This is a genomic window from Amycolatopsis sp. DSM 110486 (genome assembly GCF_019468465.1).
Classification (GTDB): Bacteria; Actinomycetota; Actinomycetes; order Mycobacteriales; family Pseudonocardiaceae; genus Amycolatopsis.
This window is the reverse complement of sequence record NZ_CP080519.1, coordinates 4,579,404-4,592,197: the sequence shown is the minus strand read 5'-3', so window position 1 is coordinate 4,592,197 and position 12,794 is coordinate 4,579,404. Positions and strand designations below refer to the sequence as shown.

The window sequence follows — 12,794 nt, the reverse complement described above, 5'->3', positions numbered from 1 at the left end:
AGACGTTCCGGACAGCGGAGTGGTTCATCGGGTCGCCCGAGTGAGTGCTACGAGCAGGGTGAGTAGCCCCGCAGGTAGTGCCCCACGACGGCGTCGGCGGCGACGAGTTTCCTGGCCCGCTCCATGGCGGCGTGCACGTCGTCGGTGATCGCCACGACGGCGTCGCCGAAGGTCGCCGCGTCGGAGGTCGGCAACTGGTCCGCGCGCCGGCGGAGCTGGCCAAGGTCGGCTTCGAGGCGCTGGTAGACGGCGTTGATCCGGTCGCGCGTGGCGCTCGGTGGGGTTTCCGCGACCTGGACCGCGTTGTCGTGCACGAGCCCGGCGAGGGTGGTGGTGTCCTGCACGGCTTCCTGCTGGAACTGCTTGCGGTGCGCCGGAGTGCTGGTTCCGGCGGTCTGGTCGTCCGCGGCGTGGGCGCCCAGGTTCCCGATCTCGGTCAGGACCTCCCTGGGTGTGCTGCAGAACGCGCCCGCCCAGTGCCAGGCCAGGGTGTCGGTCAGCGACATCGGGGCCGAAGACTTGGTCGGCGCGGGAGCGGGCGGCGGGCTCGCCGCGCAGCCGGAAAGTCCGCAGGCCGCCACGACAGCCACCACCGGAAACCACCGCATGAGCAGGGCCTTTCTACGAGCAGACGCGGAAGTCGCGCATGAACCGGGCCGTGGCCGGCTCGGCGGCGAAAACGTGGCGCGCGGCTTCGAAGGAGGTGTGGACCTGGCCGGCGTCGGCTGCGAGCTGGGGGCCGAAGGTGGCGGCTGCCGTCGGCACGAGGCCCGTGACGTGGTGCTCGATGCGGGTGAGGTCGGCCTTCAGCTGGGTGTAAACGGCGGTCAGGCGGTCACGCGCGGGGCTCGGCGAGGCACCGGCGACGTGGGCCGCGTTGGATTTCACGACGTCGTCGAGGAGCGCGAGGTTCAGCTCGGCGTCCTGCTGGGCCTTCTGGCGCTCGGCGACGGTGGCGTCGGCCATCGCGTCGTACGGGATGGCGCCGTAGCCGGTGTTCTTCAGCGACAGCAGCGCCGCCGAAGGGCCGCTACAGAACTCTCCCACCCAGTGGTAGGCCTCGGAGTCCGCCGGGGAGGACGAGGCCGGCGGAGGGACGGGCGCGGGCGGCGGACTCGCCGAGCACCCCGAAACCACCACCACGGCCAGCACAGCCGCAACCGAAGACCAGCGCACGAAGCCGTCCCTTCCCCAGTACCGAGGCAAAGCCAAGCACAACGGGAAAACCGCGTCACACCAGGGACTTGAACTCCGGCACGGGGCCCGCCAACGCGTCGCCGGGGCCGCGGCCCGAGAGCCACGCCAGGAGGTCGCCGGGGGTGCCCGTGACGAGGCCGGCCGAGCCGTCGGCCATGGTCCACGTGTGAGTGCCGTCGGTGAGGCGGATCGGGGGCAGGTCGCCGAGGTACATGCGGATCATGTTGGCCACGACGTCGTCGACGTAGCCGCCCAGCAGGGAACACGCGCTGGTGAAGTCGTGGCCGGCGTCGAGGTCGACGAGGTGGATGGTGGTCTCGGCGAGGCGCAGCGTCAGGGCGTCGGCGCCGGTCATGGGCTGGCCGCCGCGGCCGCGGACGGGCGCGGTCCACGCCTGGTCCGGCAGCGACGAAGCCAGGTCCACGAGCCGCTCCCCCGACGCGATGACGTCGGCGAGGATCTCGGCCGAGCCGCGGGCAGCGCCGGCGGCGATGTCGTCGTCGCGGGCGGTGCCGGGGCCGTACATGGGGCGCTCGACGCCGGTGGACGCCCACGTCAGGAGGTTGCCGACGGCATCGGCGTTGCGGGCGACGTGAGTGAGCAGGTGCGCGCGGGTCCAGCCGGGCAACGCGCTCGGCGCGCGCACTGCGGTCTCGTCGAGGGAGCCGATGACCAGGGCCCACTCGTCCTGCAGTTCCTGCACGCGGGTCAACGCCGTTGTCGTCACCCGGTGATCGTAGGAGCTATCGACGGAGTGCGGCAGGGGCGTCGGAGGGAACAGCGGGATTCTTCGGCGCCACCGCGTCCAGCCGCGCGTACGCCGCGTCCTGCCCCGGACGCTGATCCGCCTCACCCTTGTTGGGCCAGAACGCAAACGCTCGCTCCGCCTGCGCCGTGATCGTCAGCGACGGGTTCACGCCCAGGTTCGCCGTGATCGCCGAACCGTCCACAACGGACAGTCCCGGGTAGCCGTAGACCCGGTGGTACGGGTCGATCACACCGGATTCCGCGCTGTCCCCGATCGGCACGCCGCCGATGAAGTGGGCCGTGAGCGGGATGTCGAAGATCTCGCCCCACGTGCCGCCCGGCATCCCGCCGATGCGCTCGGCCGTGCGGACGTTGGCCTCGTGCCCGGCCGGGATGAAGCTCGGGTTGGGCTCGCCGTGACCCTGCTTCGACGTGTACTTGCGCCGCCCGAAGAGCCCGGGCCGCGTGTACGTGGTGATGGAGTTGTCGAGGCTCTGCATCACCAGCAGGATCACCGTGCGCTCGCTCCAGCGGTAGCCGTTGAGCAGCTTCGCGGACTGCAGCGGGTGCTTGACCAGGAACGTCAGCGCCTGGCGCCAGCGCGGCACCGGCGAAGCGCCGTCCGTGGAGACGGTCTGCAGCAGGCTCATCGCGTTGCTGCCCTTGCCGTAGCGCACGGGCTCGATGTGGGTGTTCTCGTCGGGGTGGATCGACGACGTGATCGCGACGCCGCGGCTGAAGTCGCGCGCGGAGTCCACCGCGGTGCGCGCGGCGCCGATGATCGCCTCGGAGTTCGTGCGCGTCAGCTCGCCGAGCCGCCGCGACAGCTTCGGCAGCGCGCCCGTGTCCTTCATGCGGTGCAACAGGTTCTGCGTCCCCCACGTGCCCGCGGCGAACACGACCTGGCCCGCGGTCACGGTGGTGCGGAAGCGCTTCGAGCGCGTGCCGGTCTTCTGCAGCGTCACGCGGTACCCGTCGCCCACCGGCTCGACCGACGCGACAGTGGTCAGCGGGATGACCTTCGCCCCGTCCTGCTCTGCTAGGTACAGGTAGTTCTTGACCAGCGTGTTCTTCGCCCCGACGCGGCAACCCGTCATGCAGGCGCCGCACTCGGTGCAGCCGACGCGGTCGGGCCCGGCGCCGCCGAAGAACGGGTCGCGCACGGTCTCGCCGGGCTTGCCGAAGTACACCCCCACCGGCGTCGGGTGGAACGAATCGCCCACGCCCATGTCCTTCGCGACGTCGCGCATCACCACGTCGGACGGTGTCAGCGTCGGGTTCGTGACCACCCCGAGCATCCGGCTCGCCTGGTCGTAGTGCGGCGCGAGCTCCGCCTCCCAGTCGGTGATGTGGGCCCACTGGCGGTCGGCGTAGAACGGCTTCAACGGGCGGTACAATGTGTTCGCGTACACCAGCGACCCACCGCCGACGCCCGCGCCGGCCAGCACCATCACGTCGTTGAGCATGTGGATGCGCTGGATCCCGTAACAGCCGAGCTGCGGCGCCCACAGGTACCGCTTGAGGTCCCACGACGTCTTCGCGAACTCGTCGTCCGCGAACCGCCGCCCCGCCTCCACCACGGCGACGCGGTAGCCCTTCTCGGTGAGCCGCAGCGCCGCCACGCTGCCCCCGAACCCGGACCCCACCACGACGACGTCGTAGTCGGGCCCGCCCTGCGCTGTGGTGGTGTTACTGGCAGTCACAGGTCCGAGCGTAACCCGGGGATGTCCTTCTGACCAGAGGTAAGTTACTCGCCGGTTACATCGCCGAACCGCGGAAGCTGAGCTCGGCCAACCGATACGATGCCCGCCGATGACGGTGAATTCGGTCCGAGCCCGGAGACGGGCCGGCGCGGCGAGCCAGGCCGGCGTGAAGGTGCGCCTGCGCGAGATCCGCCCCGCCGACCACCGCGTGCTCGCCGGGTTCGACCGCGACGCGGCGCGCGGTCACGACCTGCGCCTCGGCGGCTACCGGCACTGGGCCGCGCACCGCGGCCGCGCAGGCGATTCAGGCGACGACTTCCACTTCGCCATCGAGGCGCGGCATAGCCGGGCAGTGGTCGGGTCCATGTGGATCCAGGCCGATCCGGCGACGCGCCGCTTCAGCTACGGCATCGGGATCGGCCCGCAGCACCGCCGTTGCGGGTACGCCGCCGACGCAGTCACCGTGCTGCTCACGGTCATGTTCGAGCAGCGCGGCTACCGCGAGTGCGTGGTGAGCGTGAACGGCGCCAACTTCGCTTCCCTTGCGCTGCACGGAGAACTCGGCTTCCGAGAGGAAGGCCGGCCGCGCGACACCGAGCTGCGGCACGGGGAGGTGCGGTATCCCGTCCTGATGGGACTCACGGCGGCCCGGTTCGCCGCGCACCAGCCGGCCGGGCGCGGACCCCTGCGCCCCGAGCGCGGACGGCACTGGCGAACCCCGCGCCGAGGCCGGCACTGGGCGTCCCGCGCCGCGTCCTGAAACTCGTGAAAGAGGCCCCCACGTCCAGGACGCGGGGGCCTCACCAAGCGAACGATCAGCGGCGGACGGTCAGCCCGACCCGCTGGAACTCCTTCAGGTCCGAGTACCCCGTCTTCGCCATCGCGCGACGGAGGGCGCCGAAGAGGTTCACCACGCCCTCGGCGTCCGAGGACGGGCCGAAGAGCAGCGTCTTCAGGTCCACGGCGTAGTCGGAGTCCGGGCCGGCGACGACGCGCGAGCGCGGCAGCGACGGGTGCGCCGCGGCGGCGGTCCAGTAGAGGCCCTGGCCGGGCGCGTCGGTGGCGGTCGCCAGCGGCGCGCCGAGCATCACGGCGTCGGCGCCGCAGGCGATGGCCTTGGCGATGTCACCCGAGGTGGTCATGCCGCCGTCGGCGAGGACGTGGACGTAACGGCCGCCGGTCTCGTCGAGGTAGTCGCGGCGGGCGGCCGCGGCGTCGACGATGGCGGTGGCCATGGGGACGCCGATGCCGAGCACGCGGTCGGTGCTGGTGACACCCGGGGTGTAGCCGTGGCCGACGATCACGCCCGCCGCACCGGTGCGCATGAGGTGCATGGCCGTGCGGTAGTCGCTCACGCCGCCGGCGATCACCGGCACGTCGAGGCGGCCGATGAACTCCTTGAGGTTGAGCGGTTCCGCGTCGCGCTGCACATGTTCGGCGGAGATGATCGTGCCCTGCACCACGAGAATCTCGACGCCGGCGGCCAGCAGATCGGGCGTGAGCTCCGCGGCGTGCTGCGGGCTCACGCGCGCGGCCACTGTGACGCCCGACTCGCGGACGGTCTTGATGGCCTCGCTCAGCAGGTCGAGCCGGACCGGCGCGGCGTGCAGCTCCTGCAGCTCGCGGACGACGGCCGCGGGGTCCTCGGTGTCCTCCGCGGCGCGGACCAGCCGGAAGATGGCGTCCTCGACGTTGGCGTGGCGCGCCCACAGCCCCTCGGCGTTGAGCACGCCCAGGCCGCCCAGCTCGCCGATCGCGACGGCCGTGCCCGGCGACACGATGGCGTCGGTCGGGTGCGTGACCAGCGGCAGGTCGAAGCGGTAAGCGTCGATCTGCCACGAGGTCGACACCACCGACGACGACCGCGTGCGCCGCGAGGGCACGATCTCCACGTCATCGAGGTCATACGCCCGCCGCGCGGTGCGACCCATCCCGATCTCGACCAGATCCCGCACGTGATGTCCCTTCTCGCACCGACGACAACGCTGTCCATTGTCGCTAGTCCGCGTGGGTGACCAACGCACGGGGGCAGTTTCGAGGGCGAACAACCGCAGGTTGTGCACCGCGTCACGAGGTTGTTTGCCACCGCCGTTTCGCGCGCTGTTGGATGCGTCGGACGACGACAGGGGGACGAGAGTGGCGCTGGGGCAGGACTTCCGACGGCTGTGGCTGGCCTACGCCACGAGCACCGCGGGCACATGGCTCGCGCTCGACGCGTTCCCGTTCATCGCCGTGACGGTGCTCCACAGCAGCACCACGGAGGTCTCGGTGCTGGCCGCGGCTGGCCTGGCCGTCGGCGCGCTGATCGCCGTGCCGCTCGGGCCGTGGGTGGAGTTCCGGCGCAAACGGCCGGTGCTGGTGGCGATGGACGCTGTGCGCTTCGTCGCACTGTTGACCTTGCCACTCGGCTACGCGCTGGGCGGGCTCACGTTCGGGCAGCTCGTGGCCGTGTCGGTGGTCGTGGCGACCGCGAACATCGTGTTCACGGCGGCCAGCGGCGCCTACCTCAAGGGCATGGCGACGGGCGAGGACCTGCTCGTCGCCAACGGCCGGTTCGAGACCACGCAGTGGACCGCCACCGCCGTCGGCCCGCCTTCGGGCGGGGCACTGATCGGCGTGTTCGGACCACTCACGACAGTGGTGTTCGACAGCGCCAGCTACCTGCTCTCCGCGCTCGCGATCGGCGCCATCCGCACGCCCGAGCCGCCACCCACCGCGCGCCCGGCGACGGTCCGGACCAGGGACGTCCTCGACGGCTGGCACTACATCCTCGGCCACCCGCGGCTGCGCGCGTTGTTCCTCAACACGACGCTGGTGAACGGCCTGATCATGGCGACGTCACCGCTGCTCGCGATCCTGCTCCTGCGCGAACTCGGGTTCGCGGCGTGGCAGTACGGGCTGGCGTTCGGCGTGCCGTGCCTCGGCGGGCTGCTCGGCTCGAGGCTGTCGCGCCGGATCACCGCGCGCTTCGGCCCCGAGCGCGTGCTGCTGGTGACGGGGACGCTGCGCGTGATCTGGCCGGTCGCCCTCGCCTTCACGCCGCGCGGGCCGGCGGGGCTGGGGTTCGTGATGCTCGTCGAGTTCGGGCTGATCCTCACGATCGGCATCTTCAACCCCGTCTCGGCCACCTACCGGCTGCAGGAAACGGAGACCTCACGCGCCACCCGGGTGCTGTCCGCTTGGGGCATCACCGGCGGGGCGACACGGGCCGCGCTGACGCTGGTGTGGGGCGCGCTCGGCGCGTGGCTCGGCACGCGCGAGGCGATCGGCCTCGCGGGGCTGCTGATGCTGGCCACGCCCGTGCTGCTGTGGCGGGTCAGAACAACGTCACGCCCGCCACGGCCCCCGCGACCGCGGAAAGCAGGCCCACCGCCAGCGACACCGGCAGCGCCCGCTTCCCGCCCCGCACCATGAGGAACACCGCGTAGGCCAGCACGAGCACCCCGATCACGCCGCCCCAGACGGGGCCGACGAACAACGAGGTGCGCACGATCGTCGTCTCGCCGCCGCTGCGCACCGCCCGCACCGCGCCGGAGCGGTCGGCCCGGGTGAGCTCCACGGAGGCGCCGACGCCGGCGTCGAGGCCCGGGTCGTCGCCGGAGACCTCGACGTCTTCGCCGATCTGGGTGGTGAACCGCACCACGTACCGGATCGTGCGGTCGCCGGCGCCGGGCACTTCGCGGCAGCTCACGACCTGCGCGGCCTCGACGTGCGCCGGTCCTCCGTACTCCACCACGAGGCCCGCCGCGACGGTCGCCGGCACGGCGAAGCCGACGACGACCACGAACAACTCGGCGAGACGATCCGCTTTCACCGCACCACTCAGCCGCACCGCGGCCGTCGCCGTGAGGGGACAAATGCCGCTCAGTACTCAGGGCCCCGAAAACCGCGTCAGAAGGAGACACGCTCCACGGAATCCGTGCGCAGCACCGATTCCTGATGGAAGAGCTTCTTGTAGTCGGTGCGGATCTGCTCGAGGTCGGTGTCGGCGTCGCGCTCGTCGAACGGGTAGAGGATCACGAGCACGATCGAGTGCTCACGCGTGATCTCACCCGACACGATCCGGTACTGGCCGGTGCCGCCGCTCCCCCGCCGACTCCCAGGACCGCCGCCGTAGTGACAGCCAACACAACCCGTCGTGAAATCGACATCCCGCCCGCCCCCTTCGAGAAAGATCAACGTCTCGAAGTGTGCTGGGACGGGCGGGATGTCGGGAAGATCCGTTCGGGCGGAGTTACCGTGCGGAGTAGTTCGGGGCCTCGACGGTCATCGTGATGTCGTGCGGGTGGCTCTCCTTCAGCCCGGCCGCCGTGATGCGCACGAGCTGCGCCTCCTGCAGCTGCGCGATCGTCTCGGCGCCCGCGTAGCCCATGCCGGCGCGCAGGCCGCCGACGAGCTGGTGCACGACGTTGGCGAGCGGCCCGCGGAACGGGATGCGGCCTTCGATGCCCTCGGGGACGAGCTTGTCCTCGTTGAGCACGTCGTCCTGCGCGTAGCGGTCCTTCGAGTACGACTTGCCCTGGCCGCGCGACTGCATCGCACCCAGGGAACCCATGCCGCGGTAGACCTTGAACTGCTTGCCGCCGACGAGGATCAGGTCGCCGGGTGACTCGGCGGTGCCGGCGAGCAGGCTGCCCAGCATCACGCTGGACGCGCCGGACGCGATGGCCTTGGCGATGTCGCCGGAGTACTGGATGCCGCCGTCGCCGATCACCGGGATGCCGGCCGGGCGGCAGGCCTGGTCGGCCTCGTAGATCGCGGAGATCTGCGGCACACCGACGCCGGCGACGATCCGCGTGGTGCAGATCGAGCCCGGGCCGACGCCGACCTTCACGCCGTCCACGCCCGCGTCGACGAGCGCCTGCGCGCCCGCGCGCGTGGCGACGTTGCCGCCGACGATGTCGACGGTGTCGCCCAGCTCCTTCTTCAGCAGCTTGACGGTTTCGACCACGGCGCGGGAGTGGCCGTGGGCGGTGTCGACCATCAGCACGTCGACACCGGCCTCGGCCAGCGTCATCGCGCGCTTGTGCCCGTCGGCGCCGACGCCCACGGCCGCGCCGACGATCAGGCGGCCGTCGGTGTCCTTGGTGGCGTTGGGGTACTGCTCGGTCTTCACGAAGTCCTTGACCGTGATCAGGCCGCGGAGCTTGCCGGCGCCGTCCACGATCGGCAGCTTCTCGATCTTGTGCCGGCGCAGCAGGCCGAGCGCGGCGTCGGCCGTGACGCCGACCTGCGCGGTGATCAGCGGCGCCTTCGTCATGACTTCGCTGACCAGACGGGTGTAGTCGACCTCGAACCGCATGTCGCGGTTGGTGATGATGCCCACGAGCGAGCCGGACGCGTCGGTGACCGGGACGCCGGAGATGCGGAAGCGGGCGCAGAGGGCGTCGACCTCGGCGAGCGTGTCGTCGGGCGAACAGGTGACCGGGTCGGTGACCATGCCGGCCTCGGACCGCTTCACCACCTCGACGGCGGCCGCCTGCTCGTCGATCGGCAGGTTGCGCTGCAGCACGCCGATGCCGCCCTGGCGCGCCATGGCGATCGCCATGCGGGCTTCGGTGACGGTGTCCATGGCGGCGGAAACCAGCGGGACGTTGAGGGTGATGTTGCGCGTGAGACGAGTACTGGTGTCGACCCCGCTGGGCACCACGTCGGATTCGGCCGGCAGCAGCAGCACGTCGTCGAAGGTCAGACCCAGCATCGCGAACTTGCTGGGCACGGGGGCGGTGATGCTTTCGCTGGTCATAGCGGGCGAAGGGCCTTCCTGGCGGGGGTGAGCGATCTGGCCGAGGGGCTGGCTGAGCCTTCCCCTCATGATATCCGGGCTCCGCCCCTGACCCGGGTGGGTGGGGACGGGCGCCACACGGCGGGTACCGTGCAGGCCGTGCCGCACGACGTGTTGCCCCCCGACCCCTTCGCGGACGACCCGGACGATCCGGCCCGGGCGTTCCTCGATCCCGAAGACCAGCTGGACGAGCCCATCAGCCCGGACGAACGCACCGAGCTGCTGGCCGACCTCTCCGACCTGGCGGTGTACCAAGCCCTCCTGGAGCCTCGCGGCGTCCGCGGCATCGTCGTGGACTGCGGCGAATGCGACGAACCCCACTACCACGACTGGCACCTCCTGCGCGCCAGCCTCGAACAGCTCCTCGCGGACGGCCGCATGCGCCCCCACGAGCCGGCCTTCGACCCGAACCCCGGCGACTACGTGAGCTGGGACTACTGCCGCGGCTTCGCCGACGGTGTGACGGCGAACGAGAGCGCGTACTGAGTTTTTTGCTGTTGCGTTGACCGGCCCTGGTGAGCCTGCTCACCAGGGCCGTTCTCGTCTCCGGCCGGGCTGACCCGGCCGGCCCGGCTGATCCGGAGACGAAAAACGCCCCGGCCGGAGCCAGGGCGTTTTCGATGCGAGGTCTTACGGGTTCTCCGGCGAGCTGTTCTGGCCGCCGACGGTCCCGCTTTCCGAGGATTCGTTGGATTCGTTGCGGGGGCTGCCGCCGCCGCTGCCGGGGTCGTTGCCCGTCGCGTTGCCCGTGGCGTCGGTGGGTGTCGTCGGCGGCGTGGGCGTGTCGGTGGTGGTGTCCGGGGGCGGCGGAGGCGGGGGCGGCGGCGCCGTGACGCTGGTCGTGTCCGGCTGGCTCGTGGAGCCCGAGCCGGTGCCGGGCAGGGACGTCGGCTGGCCGCTCGACTGCTGCGACGCCGTGTTGGCCGGATTGTTGACCGGCGGCGGCGTGGACGGGTTGTTCGGCGGGTTCTGGCCCGTGGTGGGCACGGTGGGGGCACCGAGCTGGGCGGCGAGCTGGCGGTGCTGCTCGAGCAGCTGGTCGCGGTTCTCGTCGTCGGTGACCTGGTTCAGTGCGGCCTGCGCGTCGTCGAGGGCCTTGCGGGCGTCGGCGAGGCGGTTGTCGGCCAGAGCGAGGTTGGCCTTCTCGAGGTCGAGCTTCGCCGCGGCGGCGGCTTCGACCGAGTGGGCGTGGTCGGTGTAAAGGACCTTGGTCAGGCCCCACAGCGTGTCGCCGGGCTGGGCGTCGCGTGCGGCGAGGCCGGTGCCGGCGAACGCGATGGCCACCGCGGCGCACGCGGCGGCGACCGGCACCAGGATGCGGCGCCGTCGGCTGCGGTCGGCGCGTTTGCGCGCCAGCGAAGCCGTCTTCACGGTGGTGACGGCGGTGTCGACGTCGACCAGCTCGGCCAGCGGCTCGCTGTCGATGTCGCGGCGCCAGGCGAGCAGCAGCGCGTTGAGCTCCTGGTCGCCGAGCCCGTCGGCGATGGCCGGGTCCGTGCCGCCGAGTGCGTCGAGCAGTGCGTCGTCGGCCTGGATGGCCGTGAGGTCACCGTCGGCCTCCGGCTCGTAGGCCATCATGCCGCTCGTGAACGCGGACGGCGACAGGTCACGATCGTCGTCGTGATCGGTCACTCAGATCACCTCCTCGGCGGCGAGCACCTTACGCAGGCGAGCAAGCGCTCGGTGCTGGGCGACTCGAACGGCACCCGGGGTCGACCCGACGGCCTCCGCGGTCTCTTCCGCCGACAAGCCCACCACGACGCGCAGCACGACGATCTCGCGCTGTTTGTCGGGGAGCACCTGCAGCAGCTGTGCCATCCGTTCGTTCAGCTCGCCCTGCAACGCGCGCTGTTCCGGACCGACGCCGACCTCGACCTCGTCGGGGACCTCGGCCACCGGTTCAGCCCGGTTGCGGGCCGCCGCGCGGTGCGCGTCGGCCACCTTGTGCTGGGCGATCCCGTAGACGAAAGCCAGGAACGGGCGGCCCTGTTCACGGTACGAAGGCAATGCCGTGAGCACCGCGAGACACACCTCCTGCGCAACATCGTCTGCCGAAGCGAACGAACGCTCCTGCCTGCCAACTCGAGCGCGGCAATACCGCACTACCAGGGGGCGGATGGCCGCCAGCAGCCGATCGACTGCCTGGGGGTCTCCCTCCACGGCAGCGGCGACCGGCTCATCCAATCCGTCCCCCACATTGGCCATCGCAGACAACAGTCCCAGTGTTACGTGTAGGCGTGCAAAGAATCCGGCGCGTGGTCATCATGCCCCGCCCGCCGGTGACAGTTACCGTACCGTCGGCGACCTCTCCGACAACCGCCAGAGGTGGTCACCGGCGAGCCGCGTCCGTGGACCCGGCCGCACCGCACCTGTCGACCAGAAGACCAACGAGTGGCTGACCTGCGGGGTACGGCTTGCTGCCCGGCAGGGTGGCGCCGGCTGGGAGCCTGCCCGAGCGGTGGGGACGAAGGCGACGAACGTGACAGGTGACACATCTGTCACCGATGACACAGGTCAAGACCCGAGGACACAGGTACGGGCCAGGGCGGCAACCCTGGCCCGTCGTCACCGTGGCGTCAGAACGGACAACCTGTCACGCGGAGCGTGGTCTAGCAGTTACTCGATTTCAGGACGCAGTACTCAGGACACGAGGCCACGGCGGAAACCGTGGGCCACGGCCTGGGCGCGGTCGCGGACGCCGAGCTTGCGGAACAGCCGCCGCGCGTGCGTCTTCACCGTGTCCTCGGACAGGTACAGCTCACGGCCGATCTGGCCGTTGCTCTTGCCCTGGCTCATGCCGCGCAGCACCTGCAGCTCGCGCTCGGTGAGCTGCACGCCGGGGTCCGACGGCTGGCGCGGCGCCGGCACCGAGGTGCTGGCGAGCGTGTGGGCCAGTGCGGCGACCAGCTCGGGGCGCGAGGCGTCCCAGCGGAGGTAGCCGCGGGCACCGCCGGCGATGGCGGCGGCGATGCTGCCGGCGTCGTCAGGGGCACCGAAAACGATGACGTTCGCCTGGGGGTTCGCGGAGACGAGCCGCCGAGTGGCTTCGACGCCCGTCGGGACCGCGCGCTGCGTCCCGACCAGCACGACGTCGACCGGCTGACGGGTGTACCGGGCCAACAGCTCGTCACCGTGCGCTACGCAGTCGATGCGACTGACCCCTGGGACCGCGGACATCACACGGGTGAGCCCTTCGCGGACACTGCGTCGGTCGTCGCAGATCAAGACCGTCGTCACGGGGTTTCCTTCCTGCAGCCGGGTGACATTCCACTTCCCCTATCGGACGCTTTAGCCCGAACCTTGACACGATCCGGTGGCTTTTTTTGAAGTTTCTTAGCCCGGATGCCGGAACGGCGTTTCCA

General features: G+C 71.0%; 14 protein-coding genes. 3 read left to right on the top strand and 11 right to left on the bottom strand.

Going from position 1 to position 12,794, the window contains the following annotated elements; genetic code table 11:
* Positions 1–47 precede the first annotated feature (47 nt).
* From K1T34_RS22415 to K1T34_RS22400, 4 genes are read right to left on the bottom strand one after another with little or no spacing between them, the layout of a single operon-like run.
* Complete coding sequence (locus tag K1T34_RS22415; protein WP_220246158.1) at positions 48–608, bottom strand: hypothetical protein; 561 nt, start codon at positions 606–608, stop codon at positions 48–50.
* Positions 609–621: 13 nt separating this feature from the next.
* Complete coding sequence (locus K1T34_RS22410) at positions 622–1,176, bottom strand: hypothetical protein (RefSeq protein ID WP_220246157.1); 555 nt, start codon at positions 1,174–1,176, stop codon at positions 622–624.
* Positions 1,177–1,231: 55 nt separating this feature from the next.
* Positions 1,232–1,924 carry a maleylpyruvate isomerase family mycothiol-dependent enzyme gene (locus tag K1T34_RS22405; protein WP_220246156.1) on the bottom strand — a complete coding sequence of 231 codons (693 nt, stop codon included), beginning with the start codon at positions 1,922–1,924 and terminating at the stop codon, positions 1,232–1,234.
* 16 nt (positions 1,925–1,940) lie between these two features.
* On the bottom strand, positions 1,941–3,647 hold the full coding sequence (locus tag K1T34_RS22400) for a GMC family oxidoreductase (protein ID WP_220246155.1): 1,707 nt from the start codon (positions 3,645–3,647) through the stop codon (positions 1,941–1,943).
* A 172-nt stretch (positions 3,648–3,819) separates the two neighbouring features.
* Between K1T34_RS22400 and K1T34_RS22395 the strand changes: the two genes are divergently transcribed.
* Positions 3,820–4,407, top strand: a complete 588-nt coding sequence (locus K1T34_RS22395; protein WP_255638780.1) for a GNAT family N-acetyltransferase — start codon at positions 3,820–3,822, stop codon at positions 4,405–4,407.
* Positions 4,408–4,462: 55 nt separating this feature from the next.
* Here K1T34_RS22395 and K1T34_RS22390 read toward each other — a convergent pair whose 3' ends face one another.
* Positions 4,463–5,602 (bottom strand): GuaB3 family IMP dehydrogenase-related protein, encoded by a 1,140-nt coding sequence (locus tag K1T34_RS22390; protein ID WP_220246153.1) that lies wholly within the window; start codon positions 5,600–5,602, stop codon positions 4,463–4,465.
* A 181-nt stretch (positions 5,603–5,783) separates the two neighbouring features.
* On the opposite strand from K1T34_RS22390, the gene K1T34_RS22385 reads away from it, so the two are divergent.
* Positions 5,784–7,061 (top strand): MFS transporter, encoded by a 1,278-nt coding sequence (locus K1T34_RS22385; protein ID WP_255638643.1) that lies wholly within the window; start codon positions 5,784–5,786, stop codon positions 7,059–7,061.
* Here K1T34_RS22385 and K1T34_RS22380 read toward each other — a convergent pair.
* The 3 genes from K1T34_RS22380 to guaB all read right to left on the bottom strand — a co-directional run bounded on the left by K1T34_RS22380 (position 6,964) and on the right by guaB (position 9,393).
* Positions 6,964–7,461 (bottom strand): hypothetical protein, encoded by a 498-nt coding sequence (locus tag K1T34_RS22380; protein WP_220246152.1) that lies wholly within the window; start codon positions 7,459–7,461, stop codon positions 6,964–6,966. The two genes, K1T34_RS22385 and K1T34_RS22380, sit on opposite strands and share 98 nt — an antisense overlap.
* 77 nt (positions 7,462–7,538) lie before the next feature.
* Positions 7,539–7,826 (bottom strand): DUF3574 domain-containing protein, encoded by a 288-nt coding sequence (locus K1T34_RS22375; RefSeq protein WP_255638642.1) that lies wholly within the window; start codon positions 7,824–7,826, stop codon positions 7,539–7,541.
* Positions 7,827–7,881: 55 nt separating this feature from the next.
* Entirely contained in the window at positions 7,882–9,393 is a 1,512-nt protein-coding gene (guaB, locus tag K1T34_RS22370) for an IMP dehydrogenase (protein WP_220246151.1), read from the bottom strand.
* A gap of 129 nt (positions 9,394–9,522) precedes the next feature.
* Here guaB and K1T34_RS22365 point away from each other — a divergent pair, with 129 nt between their 5' ends.
* Positions 9,523–9,918 (top strand): DUF5319 domain-containing protein, encoded by a 396-nt coding sequence (locus K1T34_RS22365; RefSeq protein ID WP_220247349.1) that lies wholly within the window; start codon positions 9,523–9,525, stop codon positions 9,916–9,918.
* A gap of 144 nt (positions 9,919–10,062) precedes the next feature.
* On the opposite strand, the gene K1T34_RS22360 is transcribed toward K1T34_RS22365, so the two are convergent.
* The 3 genes from K1T34_RS22360 to K1T34_RS22350 form a co-directional block, all read right to left on the bottom strand.
* Entirely contained in the window at positions 10,063–11,064 is a 1,002-nt protein-coding gene (locus tag K1T34_RS22360; protein WP_370643763.1) for an anti-sigma-D factor RsdA, read from the bottom strand.
* Positions 11,065–11,637, bottom strand: a complete 573-nt coding sequence (locus K1T34_RS22355; protein WP_220247347.1) for a sigma-70 family RNA polymerase sigma factor — start codon at positions 11,635–11,637, stop codon at positions 11,065–11,067.
* A gap of 435 nt (positions 11,638–12,072) precedes the next feature.
* Entirely contained in the window at positions 12,073–12,669 is a 597-nt protein-coding gene (locus K1T34_RS22350; RefSeq protein WP_020662719.1) for a response regulator transcription factor, read from the bottom strand.
* Positions 12,670–12,794 lie beyond the last annotated feature (125 nt).

Bases quoted from the DNA above. Each gene is read 5' to 3' on its own strand.
- K1T34_RS22415 (WP_220246158.1), bottom strand. From the start codon at position 608: ATGCGGTGGTTTCCGGTGGTGGCTGTCGTGGCGGCCTGCGGACTTTCC.
- guaB (WP_220246151.1), bottom strand. From the start codon at position 9,393: ATGACCAGCGAAAGCATCACCGCCCCCGTGCCCAGCAAGTTCGCGATG.
- K1T34_RS22355 (WP_220247347.1), bottom strand. From the start codon at position 11,637: ATGGCCAATGTGGGGGACGGATTGGATGAGCCGGTCGCCGCTGCCGTG.